The 16304-nt window shown below is 45.3% G+C and carries 9 protein-coding genes and 5 pseudogenes; 10 read left to right on the top strand and 4 right to left on the bottom strand.

The window, feature by feature from the left end:
* Nucleotides 1-175: 175 nt before the first annotated feature.
* Nucleotides 176-967 carry a hypothetical protein gene (locus ACMAZD_RS07595; protein ID WP_435249148.1) on the top strand — a complete coding sequence of 264 codons (792 nt, stop codon included), beginning with the start codon at nucleotides 176-178 and terminating at the stop codon, nucleotides 965-967.
* The gene (locus tag ACMAZD_RS07590; RefSeq protein WP_435249147.1) at nucleotides 888-1682 is read left to right on the top strand and encodes a hypothetical protein; all 795 of its coding nucleotides are present in this window, start codon (nucleotides 888-890) and stop codon (nucleotides 1680-1682) included. Before ACMAZD_RS07595 ends, ACMAZD_RS07590 begins: the two co-directional genes overlap by 80 nt.
* Before the next feature lie 250 nt (nucleotides 1683-1932).
* Here the strand turns inward: ACMAZD_RS07590 and ACMAZD_RS07585 are convergent, their stop codons facing one another.
* Complete coding sequence (locus ACMAZD_RS07585) at nucleotides 1933-2427, bottom strand: outer membrane beta-barrel protein (protein WP_435249146.1); 495 nt, start codon at nucleotides 2425-2427, stop codon at nucleotides 1933-1935.
* Between the two features lie 142 nt (nucleotides 2428-2569).
* Nucleotides 2570-6637, bottom strand: coding sequence for an ATP-dependent RNA helicase HrpA (gene hrpA / locus ACMAZD_RS07580; RefSeq protein WP_435249145.1), 4068 nt, complete (start codon nucleotides 6635-6637; stop codon nucleotides 2570-2572).
* A 366-nt stretch (nucleotides 6638-7003) separates the two neighbouring features.
* Here hrpA and ACMAZD_RS07575 point away from each other — a divergent pair, with 366 nt between their 5' ends.
* The gene (locus ACMAZD_RS07575) at nucleotides 7004-7924 is read left to right on the top strand and encodes an IS5 family transposase (RefSeq protein WP_435246996.1); all 921 of its coding nucleotides are present in this window, start codon (nucleotides 7004-7006) and stop codon (nucleotides 7922-7924) included.
* Between the two features lie 280 nt (nucleotides 7925-8204).
* On the opposite strand, the gene ACMAZD_RS07570 is transcribed toward ACMAZD_RS07575, so the two are convergent.
* Entirely contained in the window at nucleotides 8205-9521 is a 1317-nt protein-coding gene (locus ACMAZD_RS07570; RefSeq protein WP_435249144.1) for a MipA/OmpV family protein, read from the bottom strand.
* 81 nt (nucleotides 9522-9602) lie between these two features.
* Between ACMAZD_RS07570 and ACMAZD_RS07565 the strand changes: the two are divergent.
* The 7 genes and pseudogenes from ACMAZD_RS07565 to ACMAZD_RS07535 all read left to right on the top strand — a co-directional run.
* Nucleotides 9603-10016, top strand: a pseudogene (locus tag ACMAZD_RS07565) (hypothetical protein); the annotation flags it as partial.
* A gap of 181 nt (nucleotides 10017-10197) precedes the next feature.
* On the top strand, nucleotides 10198-12231 hold the full coding sequence (locus tag ACMAZD_RS07560) for an alkaline phosphatase family protein (RefSeq protein WP_435249143.1): 2034 nt from the start codon (nucleotides 10198-10200) through the stop codon (nucleotides 12229-12231).
* Between the two features lie 113 nt (nucleotides 12232-12344).
* Complete coding sequence (locus tag ACMAZD_RS07555) at nucleotides 12345-12794, top strand: TerB family tellurite resistance protein (protein WP_435249142.1); 450 nt, start codon at nucleotides 12345-12347, stop codon at nucleotides 12792-12794.
* Between the two features lie 38 nt (nucleotides 12795-12832).
* Nucleotides 12833-13063 (top strand): annotated as a pseudogene (locus ACMAZD_RS07550) (IS66 family transposase); the annotation flags it as partial.
* A gap of 101 nt (nucleotides 13064-13164) precedes the next feature.
* Nucleotides 13165-14591, top strand: a pseudogene (gene tnpC, locus ACMAZD_RS07545) (IS66 family transposase).
* 76 nt (nucleotides 14592-14667) lie between these two features.
* Nucleotides 14668-15228: pseudogene (locus ACMAZD_RS07540) on the top strand (IS66 family transposase); the annotation flags it as partial.
* A gap of 101 nt (nucleotides 15229-15329) precedes the next feature.
* Nucleotides 15330-15479, top strand: a pseudogene (locus ACMAZD_RS07535) (transposase); the annotation flags it as partial.
* Nucleotides 15480-15577: 98 nt separating this feature from the next.
* On the opposite strand, the gene istB reads toward ACMAZD_RS07535, so the two are convergent.
* Nucleotides 15578-16300, bottom strand: coding sequence for an IS21-like element helper ATPase IstB (istB, locus tag ACMAZD_RS07530; RefSeq protein WP_286291966.1), 723 nt, complete (start codon nucleotides 16298-16300; stop codon nucleotides 15578-15580).
* Between the last annotated feature and the right edge of the window lie 4 nt (nucleotides 16301-16304).

Raw genomic sequence — 16304 nt, 5'->3', positions numbered from 1 at the left:
GAGATTCTGCGAGTGTCTTATTGATATTTGTCGACAAAGACTGATTCTTTAGGGCAGACCTCTCCTTATGGTGAATATTTGACTTACTAATGCCGTTTTCTGTTAAGTTGCTATAAATTCGGTAAGGGGTGACTTACAATAGTGACAATGTCTTACCTTTTTTGAGAACACGATATTGAGCGCCAAATATTCTTATTTAGCTTGGCAAGTGAATACTTCAAGCCCAGCAGAAAAGCTGGTTTTATTGATGCTTGCAGACGGTGCTGACGAATTCGGTTACACCAATGTGTGCCTACAAACGGCAGGTCAGCTTTGTGCTCTATCTACATTTGGTTTAGCCGACTGCCTTAAGTGTTTAGTCGACCAAGGTTTCCTCGATAAGATAAAAGTAGATTATCGAGATAAACAAGAGATTCACGTTTTCAAAATGCTCATTGAGCAAGAGCAAGCTACGGCGCACGTTGAGGTTCAACCGACCAATAGTATTCCGGTCTACTCTACTGCACCTGCACCTGCACCTGCACCTGCACCTGCACCTGCACCTAAGTTTCAGCCTGCTCCGGCACCAATGCAACACATGCAGCAAGCCCCTCGCCCACAAGGTCGAGGCTCAATGAACAGCAACACCGTCTCTACCCATGATCTCAACGAAGAAGAGATACCATCGTGGGCGGAACGTGCGTTTAAATTCTCCGGTTTAGCCGGTGACCATAGTTTAGTATGGAAGAAATTTGTCCTCTGGTATAAAGCCAAAGCCAATGAATTAATGCCATTATCTCGGATTGAATCCAAGCTGCAGTACTGGCTAGTTAACGAGAAGCAAAATGAAAGACAACAACAGCAGAAGACCTCTCAATATTCAGGAAATGCAGGACAAGCTCAAGGAAATGGGTATCGACAAAAGCTTAGCCCATCTGAACGCTTCAGGCAGCAGCTCATTCAAAAAGGCAAAAAGCCAACCTTCTGAGCCAGCCCAACCTGTTGTTCATGACGCTACCGCTCTGCCTAAAGATCCCTCATTACCTGACGTTATTGAAGCGCAAAGTAGCGAAGTAAAAATAGCGACACCAAATTCTGCTGGCTCTGGTGCGTCACAGCAAGTGCCTGTTGTTGATCAAGAACCAGCAGAATTAGAGCTGACCGATTGGTGTATCCATGTGTTCGGTTCTTTCTTGAGCGTGTACGAAACTCAGTGGGAATACCAATACGGTAGTGAACCGAGCGGTAAGTTTCTTGAGTTTGCCCACTCTGTTGACTCAGACGGCCTTAACCGCGTGCTAATGCACTGCCATGAACGTATTCAACTTGGGAACAGTTGGCCGCCGCAAATGGGTGAGCTTTGGATCCTTAAAGATTCTTTGACTGCAGAAGAGCTTCTAGACAGCCGCATTCGTGTGTTGTCGCGTAGTGCTGATAACAAGATTGAAAAATGGCTTATCCAAAACAAACTGTACGACTTGAAGCGCACGGCTGAAAACAAGCTCGATGGCCTGTTTAAGAAATACTACTTGGAAGCAAAGCGTTTAGATGAGAAAGGCATGCTGGAAACCGAGTTGCCAGGGTTCCTTCTTGCCGCTAACTCAGTGAAGAACTTGAACGACTTGAAACGCGAAGAGTATGAAAGCCAACACGGTAAAACGATTAACCCAAGAATCCAGAAGATTCTAAACAGTAAGAAGTAACTCTCTGGAACTGAAAAACATATAACTCTCTGCTGCTCAAAAATAGAACCTTCTTTGTCTAAAAAGGAAATAAGTCACTTCCTGGCTTTCTAGACAAGCAAGTTAACAGAGTGACATTGCTATTCAGCAGATACAAAAATGCCAGCTATCAAGCTGGCATTTTTATACATTCTTACGAACTCTTCAATGAACATCGATAATCAAATGTAAGTAAATGACTCACTATCAGCTCGTCACTTACTATAAACAATTACAGTAGGTGAATAGTTGCGTTTAGCGTGAATACGCCTGAATCGTCATCTTTCATTTTGAAGTTTTGGTAGCTAGCGCCGACAGATAGTGGACCAAAGATGAAGTATTCTGCGCCTACACCGTACATGATATCAACGTCGTCTTGCTTAAAGTTGTCGCCTTTTAGCTCGTAAGAGTGAAGACCACCCTTCGCGTATACGTGAAGAGGACCGAAGTCGATGCTTGGTTTGATTGCTAGGTAAGCAGTGCTTGCATCTAAGTTTGTAACATTGCGGTTACCGTACTTAACGCTGTCGAAAGAGCCTAGATCCCAGTAACCCGCTTCAACACCGATAAATGGCAGGATACCTGTACCCACGTGGATACCCACCGCTGTCTCTTCTTCATTACCCAATGAGTTTTGGCCACCCATTACGCCGCCGTACAACCAAGAATCAGCCATTGCTGTTGAAGATGCACCTAGCAGTGCTAGTGCCAATAACGTTTTTTTCATATTTGACCTTTTCGTCCGAGTGGCAGGCCTTGCGTGGTCATAAATTGCCACCAAGTCGCCCTTTTTATAGTAACTATTTAATGAGTAATGCAATAAGCAAGATTTATACCCAAACCTTGCCATTACGTCTAGTTTTATTCCTTTAGCAAGCATCAATCGCGTTTTTAACACGCTTGTCTGATACAGGGTAAGGCGTACCGAGCTGCTGTGCGAAGAAACTCACACGAAGCTCTTCTACCATCCAACGCACCTCTTTTACATTTTCTGGAACCGCGATCCCTTTTGGGATTTTATTCAGCAGCTCTTTGTAATCATTCATTACTGACTCAACTTTGATCATATGCAAGCGATCTTTGTTCGGGTCAATCGGCAGTTTTTCCATGCGGCGTTCGATCGCTCTCATATAGCGTAGAATATCCGGCAGGCGTTTCCACCCACATTCTGTGGCAAACCCCTTAAAAATCAAACCTTCTATCTGAGCTTTTATGTCAGAAAGTGCAAATGCCATTGAAAGATCGACACGTCCTTTGAGCTTTTTACTGATGCTAAATGCCGTAGTTAGGATGGTTTCAACCTGTTGAGCAATCTCAACCACGCTGTCGCCCAGCTCTGCACGTACGTGCTCTTTCAGTGCTTCAAACTGCTCTGGTTCCCAAACCAAACCGCCTTTCTCTTCGATCAGCTTATCAATACCACAAGCGATACAGTCATCGATAAGATCGAGTACCTGTCCGTATGGGTTGAAGTACAAACCAAGTTTCGATTTGTTCGGTAAATTCGAGTGCAAATATTTGATCGGCGATGGCACGTTCAACAGGATTAAACGACGCTGACCCGATTTCATTGCCGAGATCTGCTCTTGCTCGGTTTCAAACAATTTGATCTCTACGCTGTCTTTAGAATCCACCAGCGCTGGGAACGCTTTAACATCGTAGCCGCCGCGTTTCTGCTGGTAGACTTTTGGTAACTCACCAAAGCTCCACGTATGCAGGTTTTGCTGTTCGATGTCATCGTCTGCCACTTTAGAAAGCGTTTCTTGAACCTTGTCTTTCAGGCTATCTTTCAACTCATGCAAGTCTTTCTGTTCTTTAAGCTTACGCTTGCGATGATCTACAGCGCGGAATGTTACCTTTAAGTGCTCTGGGATCTGGTCTAACTTCCAGTCATCACGTAGCACTTCCACACCGGTCATGCGGCGCAGCTCTTTTTCAAGAGAATCCAGCAACGGTGCTTCAAGTGGTGTCACACGAGCCAAGAACGCATCGGCGTAGTTTGGCGCAGGCACAAAGTTACGGCGTAGCGTTTTTGGCAACGACTTGATTAGGCTAATCACCAGCTCCTGACGTAAACCTGGGATCTGCCAATCAAAACCGTTCTGGTCGATCTGATTCAAGATAGGCAGCGGAATGTGTACCGTTACACCATCGTTGTCGTCGCCCGGCTCAAATTGGTAGCTCAGCTTCAGCTTGATACCATTTTGGTGCCAGAAGTTCGGGTAATCCAAATCAGTAACGTGGCTAGCATCACCACGGAACAGCATCGACTTTTCAAAGTTCAGCAGCTCAGGGGTTATCTGACTGGTCTTCTTCCACCATGTATCAAAGTGACGACCTGACACAGCCTCTTCGCCAACACGTTGATCATAAAAGTCGAACAACTCATCATCGTCGATCAAGATGTCACGGCGACGAGACTTATGCTCAAGCTCTTCCACTTCTTGCAGAAGCTTGCGGTTTTGTTTGAAGAAGGCGTGCTTGGTTTCCCATTCACCTTCGACTAAAGCGCTGCGCACAAACAACTCACGGCTGACAGTGGCATCAATCGTTCCGTAGTTAACCAAACGTTTCGGGATGATTGGTATTCCGTAAAGCATCACTTTTTCGTGTGCCATTACCGCCGCTTGCTTCTTCGACCAATGTGGTTCGCTGTAGCTTCGCTTAATAAGGTGTTTTGCTAGTGGTTCAATCCATTCAGGCTGAATCTTGGCGATAACACGACCCCAAAGTTTTGAGGTTTCCACCAGCTCAGCAGACATGATCCACTTGGGCTGTTTCTTAAATAGGCCAGACGCAGGGAAAATATGGAAGCGCGCATTACGTGCACCTTGATATTCATTCTTCTCTTGGTCTTTCATACCGATGTGCGAAAGCAGACCGGATAGTAGAGACATGTGAATGCCATCGTAGCTACCCGGCTCTGTATTCAGCTTGGTATCCAATTCACGCATTGCTTGGTGAATTTGGAAGTACACATCTTGCCATTCACGGATACGTAAATAGTTCAGGTAATCTTGCTTACACTGTTTGCGGAACTGGTTACTCGACAACTCTTTCTGTTGCTGCTTAACATAATCCCAAAGGTTCACAAACGTGATGAAATCTGACTCTTTATCAAAGAAGCGCTTGTGTTTATCGTCAGACGATTGTTGCTTGTCTGATGGACGCTCACGAGGATCTTGAATCGACAATGCAGAAGCAATCACCATCACTTCGTGCAAACAGCGGTTGTTTGGCGCTTCAATCACCATACGCGCTAAACGTGGATCAATCGGTAGCTTAGCGAGCTTACGACCCATTGCCGTTAGCTTCTTCTTATCGTCGCCTTGATTCTTGTTTTTGTTCGCAGCTGGTTCGGCTGTCGCGATTGCACCGAGCTCTTCAAGCAGTCTTACACCATCTTGAATATTGCGCTTATCGGGCGCTTCAACAAATGGGAATGCTTGAATGTCGCCTAGGCCTAGCGCGGTCATCTGAAGGATAACGGATGCTAGGTTAGTACGAAGGATCTCAGGATCAGTAAATTCTGGGCGTGATTCGAAATCTTCTTCGGAGTACAAACGGATACAGATACCTTCCGCAACACGACCACAACGACCTTTACGCTGGTTCGCACTCGCTTGAGACACTGGCTCAATCGGCAGGCGTTGTACTTTAGTACGATAGCTATAACGGCTAATACGCGCCGTACCTGGGTCGATGACATACTTGATGCCCGGAACGGTTAATGAGGTTTCTGCCACGTTGGTTGCCAGAACGATGCGTCGACCAGTATGAGACTGGAAGATACGGTTCTGTTCGCCCGCCGATAGACGTGCGTAAAGCGGAACAATCTCAGTATCACGCAGGTTACGCTTGCTTAATGAATCGGCCGTGTCACGAATTTCACGCTCACCGTTCATGAAGATCAAGATATCGCCTTGCCCTTCATCACACAGCTCATCGACCGCTTCAAAGATGCCTTCAATTTGGTCACGGTCTGAATCACTGTCATCACCACCTAACGGGCGGTAACGCGTATCGACAGGGTACGTTCGACCTGACACTTCAATGATCGGTGCATTGTTAAAGTGCTTCGAGAAACGCTCGGGATCGATGGTCGCTGATGTAATGATAACTTTAAGATCAGGACGCTTTGGCAGAAGCTCTCTCAAGTAACCCATGATGAAATCGATGTTTAGGCTACGTTCGTGCGCTTCATCGATAATGATGGTGTCGTACTGATTTAAGAAACGGTCGTGTTGAATCTCCGCCAGTAGAATACCATCGGTCATCAGTTTGATTTGTGTGTTGTCAGAAATCTGGTCGTTGAATCGAACCTTATAACCAACAAATTCACCCAGCTGGGTTTCCATCTCTTCCGCGATGCGGTTCGCAACCGAACGAGCAGCCAGACGACGAGGCTGAGTGTGACCAATTAGGCCAAAGCGGCCGCGGCCAAGCTCAGAACAGATCTTAGGAAGCTGAGTGGTCTTACCCGAACCCGTTTCACCCGCCACGATAACCACTTGGTTTTCTTCAATGGCTTTCGCAATATCATCGCGCTTTTGGCTAACAGGGAGAATCTCTGGGTATTCAATGGTTGGTTTTTGCGAGGCACGCTGATTTGCCGTCATCATTGACTTGGCAATGTCTAACGCTATCTCATCGAAGACAACGTTCTTGGATTGTTCGTTTTTAATTCTACTCGCACCTGCAATTCGCTTACTCAGTCGGAAGCGATCGCGCATCATACATTCGTTGAGCGCTTTACGAAGAGAAGCTGGACTATTTTGAGATGCTTTTGTATTGGCTGCTGAATGCTCGGCAGGTTTAGCTTTTGGTTGTTTAGCAGGTCGTTTCGATGCAGGCTTATTCGATTTCGCTTCGTTCTGTGGAGAACTTGGCTGTGCTGCATTCTTGTTGTTGTCTGCTTTTTCCGGAGACGAAGTCAAAGCGTGTCCTATTCTTGTACTTATTAAACTCGCGCGATTGTACCATAAAGGACGGTAACGAGTTAACACAAAGCAAGGGTAATTAGCGGCCTAAACGTCCACGAAATCAATGAGAACAAGGTGTTAAGTGGTTATTTTTCGTACTTGCAAACCGAGGGAGGGTTATGAGAGTTATAGATGTTATAGATGTACCATCAAAAACATCATGGAAGAATGTTGGCTTAGAGCGCCTAAGCCAACATTGATAAGAGCATAGTAAAAACAAGTTGCGAATGGATATAAATAGTGGCCTTGTTGCTTAAATCGATGGAACTAAATCAGGAAGCTACGATCTGATCGGATACACCCATCAATCGTCGTAGTCTCATGCCTAAACCTCGTTACAAAACAACTAACTGGAAGCAGTATAATAAAGCCTTAATCAACCGTGGCTCTCTGACCTTTTGGATTGATGAGGAGACGTTAGCCGAGTGGAAGCAAAACAAACAAGGCAAGCGTGGTAGACCTCGCCGATTCAGCGACTTAGCCATTACTACCGCTCTGATGGTGAAACGCGTTTTCTCTATGCCATTGAGAGCGCTGCAAGGTTTTCTAGACTCCGTCTTTAAGCTGGCTAACATCCCTCTGGTTTGCCCACACTACACCTGTATAAGTCGTCGATCTAAGGATGTTGAGGTTTCATTTAAAACTAAAACCAGAGGTGCGATACAACACCTAGCCATTGATGCCACTGGTCTCAAGGTTTATGGCGAAGGTGAATGGAAGGTCAAGAAGCATGGAACTGATGGGAAGCGAAGAGTCTGGCGTAAGCTGCACATCGCAGTAGATACAAGCACCCACGAAATAGTCGCAGCAGAGCTGAGCTTATCTAACGTAACCGATGCCGAAGTGCTCCCCAACTTACTCAATCAGACACGTCGGAAAATCATTGAGATATCAGGTGATGGCGCTTATGACACAAGGAATTGCCATGATGCCATACGGATCAAGCGAGCTGTTCCGCTCATCCCACCAAGAGAAGGGGCTGCCTTCTGGGAGCGTGGTCACCCCCGAAATCTCGCCGTGGGTTGCCAGAAGTTATATGGCTCAAATAAGTATTGGAAAGAGCGGTATGGCTATCATAAGCGCTCTCTATCAGAGACCGCGATGTACCGAGTAAAACAGCTGCTAGGTGGGAAATTAAGCCTGAGGAACTACAACGCTCAAGTTGGCGAGACTTACGCTATGATTAAAGCCCTGAATAAGCTTACAGGGCTTGGTATGCCTGAAACACAGTATATCGATTAAGAATTAAGCACAATGGGGCAGGCATGCCTTCTCTCTGAATTAAGCAACAAAGCCATAAATAGTTAAAAAGTAACAACTAAAAATTAATAAATTCAATTTATTAATTACACAACCATCAATATTCAATTTAAATATCCTCGCTTTATTGACATATATCGAGCCCTGAATGGTTTAATTAATACGCAGAACTCAATTAACACTTCCTCAGCGTGAAAGCAGACTTAAAGATCATAAAAAATGCCGCTCATTTAGGGAGCGGCATGTGTTGTTGAATTGGCTTTTAAAACTCGTACTGGAAGTAAACGGTGTTGTAGTTACTGCCGCCTTTAATACGACCAAACTGAGAGGCGTTTTCAAAGATTGCTGAACGGTGGTGTAGAGAATAACCAAACCACAAGTTGTTCAAATCGTTCTTACCGATTAAGTCACCAACATTCACATCAAATGAGAAGTCTAAGTAGTTCAACAGATGGCTCGCGGTATACCCTTTGCGATCCATCTCAGAGCCTTCGATATAGGTAATCGAATCGATGTACGACATACCTTCTGCAACACCGAATCGCCACTCTGTTGGCCAGTTAAACGTATAGTAGGCTTTGATTGCAATGATGTATTCGGTACTGCTGGATTGAACATCCGAACTCCAGTGGTGCGCGATACCTGGCGTTAGGTAGATATCCAATGGGAAGCCGAATACTTCATCCGTTAAAGGGTGTCCATAGAAGAATGAGGTAAGCTGGTTGTTGTATTCGTCTTTCTCTCTATCGAACTCAATAATTTCACCAATATTCGATGGTGTTGCCCAACCATGCGCTACTCGCAAGTAAGGTGCATTACTTAGTTTAGGTTTTGGTGCTTTTTCTTTGTCATTAAAGAAACCAAAACCAAAGTAGAGTTCACCTTGATAACGGTCTTCGATAATGGATGAATCGAAAGCGTTATCATCCAATCGAGTCACACTGGTTGAGCCCAATAGGTAAAGGTTCGAAAACACGTGATAACGCGCTTCTACACCGACATTAAGGTCAACCCCGGCGGCGATGGTTTCGCCCGAAGCGGAATAATATTCACTGTTGAAGTCGGCACTTTTGTATCGCAACGTGGCACTTGGAGAAAACTCCCAATCACCGCTTTCATACTTGGCTTTTGCTCGCAGGGAACCGTGAAAGTTGTAATCGCTGTCACTCATAATTTCCGTTTCGAGGGCCCACTGTTCATCCAGTTGATAAGTAAATTGAGCACCGAAATCGGCGGTATCACCTTCAATCGCGTTTTGCTCTGAAGCTGGGATATCAATAAAACGCATACGAGAAATAGCGTTTAGGGACCACTTTTCATCATCGGCTTGATACAGGTATGCGCCCATTTCAGTGCCATCAATGAACACATAATCATTTTTAAAAAACAACATCGGTACAAATGAGTTAACCGATTGGTCACCACCAGACGTGTCGTAAGGAATACTCGCAGTACGGAACATTGCGGCAATGCCCCACTCCTGCTCTTCCGCAGCCGACGCCACGCTATTACCTAAAACAGCGTTACTTAATAAAACCGCTCCATATGAAATGAGCTTAGGTGAAAATTTGTGCTTCATTCTTGTGTAATTACTCTTTGTAATAAATATTGTGTTACTGAATAGACATTTATTGACCAATGTAGCCAACAAATTTTAGGTTTGATCGGGATAGGCCGTTACAATGTAGAATATTCTCGGTTAAATGAACGTATTGTGAAAGTCTCAGAATTACAAAACATTATAGAGCAATTACCCAATGATTCCGACCCAGATATCGTTGTGGGCGAGGAATGGTTGCCAGAGCGATTAGTCAATACAAAGTTAGACGGTGAGCTGCTGTTTATGGAGTTTGATAATGCCCCTGAAGAAAACCAAGGGGACGAAGAAGGCCGTGGCTTTGTTGAGCACGAGGTTGCTATGATTAGAGAAAAGCTTGAACACTTGTTAGGCGAACCCTCCGATACTAAGACTAAAGCCGATGCCCTATTGGCAATATTTCTAATGGGTCATGAACTTTCTAGCTCAGAAGTTATCGAAGTTCTTGAGACGACAGAAACTGAAATGGCTGAGTCTTAGGTAACGGAGCAGAAAGCTGCAGAGCATAAAACGACAAAGTACGAAAAAATGAATTTGATATTACAGTACCGGTAACATCGGCTTGCAAAACTAACGAAACTTAAACACCAGAAATCGAAATCTCCGCTCTTGAAACGAAACAACTCAACGACTCACCTCCAACGATTTAGGAACCGCATTGAAACGCTCGACGACATCACCTCTCCCCCTATTGCTTGCTGGCCCAATTTTAAGAAAAACCACCGCAACTGAGGTGGTACTCTGGGTCGTCACCAGCACCCAGATTTCGGGCACAACTCAACTATTCAATGCAGAGCAAGAGACGCCATTTTATTCGTCATCACTCGATGAGCAAGAGTCGATACAGGTCGGCACATACGCTTGGGTCACCTTGATTCATTTACTGGGCGAGTTCCCCACCAACGTTCCGTTGGAATATCAAATAGAGACCGAGCAAGGTTCAATCACTGAGCTGGCACCGCATTTGGTTTATAAGGACACGCGAACCAACAACGACAGTTCTCGAATCGAATTTAAGATATCTACAGCTGCCGACTACATCTTGCATGGATCTTGTCGTAACCCTCATCACCCGAGCAAAGACAGCCTAGTCGCTGCAGACAACAAAATCGCAAATCAAACGGTACTTGAACGACCAGATATGCTGATGATGAGTGGCGATCAGATCTACGCTGATCACGTTGCAGGTCCAACGTTGGATGCCATTCAGCAAGTGATTCAGTTGCTTGGTCTGATTGGTGAAGAGTTACCAACCGATTCACAGGTTAACCAAATCAATAGTAGTAATGCCTTGTTTGAGAGTGAATATCACCTCTACCAACGCCATCACCTACTGCCACACCACAACACTTCGGATTCGCTGCTCGATAAGTTATTGCCTAAACGCGGGATTCCTATCTTCAGCTCAACTGATTGTGAGAACCACTTGGTCACCTTGTCTGAATTCATCGCGATGTACCTATTGGTTTGGTCTCCGGCCTTGTGGCAATGCATCAACCGTGAACGATTAATCGAAAATGATTTCAAGCAGGCCGAACGTCAATTAACGCCTGCCGAGCAACAACAGTGGCGAGATGAGAGCATTATCATTGATGACTTCGTCGCAGGCTTACCACAAGTGCAACGATTGTTCGCTCATATTCCGACTTACATGATCTTCGATGACCACGATGTCACTGATGATTGGAACTTAACAGTCGGTTGGGAACATGCCGTCGATCAAAATCGCTTTGCGACTCAAGTGATTGGTAACGGCCTTGCTGCTTATTGGATTTGCCAAGGCTGGGGTAATGCGCCAGAGAAGTTCAGCCGTGAATTTATTGAGCAGACCAAACAGCTTTTCTCTCCAGTGATTAGCAGTAACGAAAGCGAAAGCCACGTCGAAAGCGATAGCGAAAGTTATGTCGAAAAGAATGGCAAAAACCACGGCGATCGCAGTAAGAATATCGATCCCCAAAAGCAGCAACAATACTTAGAGATGATCGATCGCTTTGAAGAGTGGCATTACACCATCAACACGTCACCAAAAGTGATTGTGCTGGACACTCGGACACGTCGTTGGCGTTCTGAATCACGAATGAACAAGCCATCGGGTTTGATGGACTGGGAAGCGCTGACCGAATTTCAGCATCAATTGATTAACCAAGAAAAGGTGGTGATTGTTTCTGCTGCGCCAATGTTCGGTGTTAAGTTCATTGAAACACTACAAAAGATGGCGACGACAATAGGTAAGCCATTGATGATTGATGCTGAAAACTGGATGGCACACCCAGGCAGTGCTAACACGCTCATCAGTATCTTTACCCACACCAAAACGCCCACCAACTTCGTGGTGCTTTCTGGTGATGTTCACTACTCGTTTGCCTACGACATCAAGCTTAGGTATCGCCGAAACAGCCCGAATATCTACCAGATTACTTGTAGTGGTATCAAAAATCAGTTCCCTGCACCATTGCTTAAATTCTGCGATGTGTGTGACCGATTATTGTATAGCCCGCGCTCAGTTCTTAACTATTTCACCAAGCGAAAGCGCCTAAAAATCGAAAAGCGTAGCCCTGATAATCAGACCTTTTATCGTCTTTCAAACCTCAGTGCCATTGGTGAGTTAAGGTTAGATAGCGACGGGAAACCACAAGCGATTATGACGTTAAGTGGTGATGGAAAAGTCACGCATTTTCCTGAGCCTAATTAATAAATTGCTCCTTATCGCTCGCGCATCCGTAATGTCAGTTTTAAGTAAAGACGCTTGCAATCACACTCTGTAGGCCCAATAGTAATTATATTTACCATAACTGGAACGCTTTTATGTTTAACTCACTTACCTCGTTATTTAAACAATTAGTTGAAGGCTCTGATTTAGGCAAAACGCCCACCGCCTCACCTAACTTAGCTATCGCCAGCTTGTTATGTGAAGTCACTGGTGCAGACCACGCGATCAATGATTCAGAACAAGAAGCCAAGCTTCACTTGCTTCAACGTTTGTTGAACATAACCGAAGAAGAATCAAAAGCCTTATTGGCACAAGCTGAACCTCAAGTTGAACAATTTGTTTCTCTGTACGACTTCACTTCTCAACTGCGAGAACTTTCTCAGCCAGTTCGCATAGACTTGATCAAAGCTATGTGGGAAGTCGCGCATGCCGATGGAGAGATTGACCCACTTGAAGATTCAGTGATCCGAAAAACCGCAGAACTACTCTATGTTGACCACAAAGACTTCATCAAAAGTAAATTAAGTGTTTTGGGCGAAGACTAAATATCCAAACAATTGAGCAGCATTTAGGGCGCAAGCCTAATGAAACCCTGCCCCCTCAGGACTTAGAGTTCAATGAGGCCAAGACTCATGCCGATACGACAGGTGAAGAGGAAGCATCCGATAATCCGAATGATGACGCTTCGGAAGCGGAAAACACTTCATCCGAGACAAAACGTCGTGGTCGCCCAAAGCTTCCCGAAGACCTGCCACGAGAGCGAGTCGTGGTGGACATACCAGAATCAGAAAAAACCTGCTCGTGTTGTCAGTCGTAAGTGTTCACCAAGCCCTATTGACAGAAAAAGTGTGACACTCAGCACTTGATCCACTTTTTACTATTGAGTGATCATTCCAGTGCTTCATCCTGTTTGTTATGAGCAGAAAGAAAGCCCCTAAATTTCAAGAGGAACCACCCGTAGCCTCTGACCTTAATGAAGCAAACGCACTGATTGAAGAGCTGTGGGAACAGTTGCGCCACCTTACAGATAAACAAGCAACTAACTCCAAAAATTCCTCGAAACCACCTTCGTCTGACAACCCTAAGGACAAGCATGAGCGAAAAAAGATCAAAGCTCTGGTGGTCGCAATTCGAGAGGAGCTAAAGAAGGCCACACAGGGCATCAACGAAAACTCTCACGACTGAAAGCAACGGATGTAGTTATCGATTGTTTTCCTGAAGTGTGCCCTTGCTGTGCCCAGTCAGATATCGATATTCAAGGTGGTCCTTACTACCGTCATCAGGTCTTCGATATTCCAAAACCCACTGTCGATATCACTGAATACCGTTTATTTTCAGGTCAATGCCGCCACTGTAAAGAAACAGTGAATGCTCGAAAGCCCGACAATGCATCACAAGGTATTATCGGTCCCAATTTACTCAGCTACATTGGCGTGCTTGCGGGACAATATCATCTCAGCGTTCGAAAAATCCAATCACTGCTCAAAGAGCAGCTTGGCACAACCTTTTCGGTCGGTGCGATTAGCGAAGCGCAAACCAAAGTCGCTTAAATGTTGACTCCATTGCATCAAGCGATAAAACAAGCGTTAAAGAAAGCCCCTTTGGTTCATACCGACGAAACCTCTCATCATAGGAATGATGAGCAAAGCCTTCGTTGGTGTTGGTTAGTGGCCAGTGATGACCTTGTCTATGAACAAATATTGTATTCTCGATCGACCTCCTCAGCGAAAAAGGTCATTGATGAAGACTATGCCGGCATTGTGGTGAGCGACCAGTGCCCAAGCTATAACTGGATAGCCGCAGACCGTCATCAGCTATGTTGGGCACATGTGAAACGCAACCTTCAACAAATGGCGGTTTATAGTGGCGGTGGCCATACTGCTTATATTGGCAAACATCTATGTTTGCTGACGAACGCCATTTTCCATACTCGACATCGTTACGAGCAAGGTGAATTGGATTATTCACGGTACTTGCGGCGAATGCACAGGCTAAAAAAATCGTTCGACCATTGGTTGAGCAAAGGGACAGGTGTGATGGTCAAGCGGTATCGAGGGCGATGCAAGTTACTGCTCAAACATAGAGAGAGCTTGTGGGTTTTCCTCAAGAAAACGTCGATCCCCTTAACCAATAATGAAGCTGAGCGATGTATTAGAGGTTTTGTCATTCAAAGGAAAATCAGCTTCGGAACGACCTCGGATGCAGGCGATAAATTCCGTAGCCGTATCCATACACTTATCGAAACCTGCAAAAAGCGCGGTCTATCAGCAATGTCAGTGTTGAGTGAAATCATCACGTCAGTCGTTGAGAAGAAACCGTACCCAAACGTCTTTAATCTTTAAGGCGTACCCGTCCTTTTTAATAAATGAAACTATCTTGGTGAACGTTTACAATCAAACTATCCTGGTGAACGCTTACCATGCAAGACGTAAGTTCATAGAGGCAGAGCAGAGCCAACCAAAAGGCAAGCAAGGAAAAGGGGGTAAAATCCAGTGGGCAGTGAGTTGGTTCCAAAAGCTCTATCGTGTTGAACAAGCACTCAAAGATAAGACGAGGGAAGAGCGATATGTTACCCGCCAGTCAAAGACTCAGTCTCTGCTCAATGAATTCAAGGCGTGGTTAGATAAATCGGTCACTCAGGTGCCCCCTAAAAGTAAATTGGGTGAGGCGATTAGCTACAGTCTCAATCAATGGTCGAAGCTAGTAAGAGTTATCGATGATGGCCGGTTAAGCATGGATAATAACCGAGCGGAACGTTCAGTACGTCCGTTCACGGTAGGACGGAACAACTGGTTGTTCTCAAAGACTCATAATGGAGCCCGCGCCAGTGCAGTGTTGTACAGTCTTATCGAAACCGCGAAGGCTAACGACTGTGAGCCGTATGAGTACCTCGAATACGTGTTACGAGAAATCCCGAAACTGAAGAGTGAGGATGACCATGGTCATCTTCTACCTTGGAACATGCCAAAGACGGAATAGTCCGCCCCTACAGAATACCGCTCAGAATGACAGATACCGCCTTAGTTGGCGGTATCTGCGTAGATATTAGAAAGTCAATGAGTCGGTTCGTAGACGCTTACACTAAAACGAGAGGAGCGATACAACACCTAGCCATTGATGCAACTGGCCTTAAGGTTTATGGCGAAGGTGAATGGAAAGTCAAAAAACACGGTACGGATGGCAAGCGTAGAGTCTGGCGAAAGCTTCATATTGCCGTCGATACCAACACTTGCGTATTTCGGCTGATGTGACCCCTAGTTTCGTTTTTAATCGACCACCTTTTTAAGCCTCTCTTTTCTCTTCCTTAGTTTTACTCCAAGTGGTCGATTTAAGCCAGTTTTCTCATTGATTCCCCTCGTAACTCGATTCTATGACTTTGATGAACCAACCTATCTAAGATCGCATCAGCGATCGTCGAGTTGTCGATCATCTCGTGCCATTCTTTTACAGGTAGTTGGCTGATAATGATCGTACTGCACTCTTGGTATCTATCTTCTAGCACTTCGAGAAGATTACTTGCATGCTCTTGGCTGAGTTTTTCCATTCCCCAGTCATCGATAACCAACAGTTTTTTCTTAGACAAGCTCAGTAGTAGCTTTTGATAGCTGCCATCAAGGCGGCTACTACTCAGGTCATCAAGTAAACGATTTAGGCGATAATAACGACTTGGGCAGTGTTGCTCACACGCCTGCTCGGCGAGCGCACAAGCAACATAGGTTTTACCTGCACCTGTTGCACCTGTAATCAGGACATTCTGTCGCTTTTGTAAATAAGTGCCTGATAATAACTCTCCCATCATTGCTCTTTTTAAGCCTCGTTCTGGGCGGTAGTCCAGTTGATTACCGCTAGCGCTTAGGCGCAGCTTGGCTTGCCGTTTAAGTCGTTGGATTTTGGTTTGATCTCGGTTCACTATCTCATGATCAAGGATGAGTCCTAACCTTTCTTCAAAGCCAAGTTCAGCATAGGTCGCGGGGTGTATTCTTTGCTGTTCCAGTGCATCAGAAGCATGACTTAGGCGTAGTGATTTTAACTGTTGGATTATTGCGTCCATATTG

Source organism: Vibrio sp. nBUS_14 (assembly GCF_051201655.1).
In the GTDB taxonomy this organism is placed as follows: domain Bacteria; phylum Pseudomonadota; class Gammaproteobacteria; order Enterobacterales; family Vibrionaceae; genus Vibrio.
Note: the sequence above shows the minus strand (reverse complement) of the source record. Positions and strands in the feature narration are given on the sequence as shown.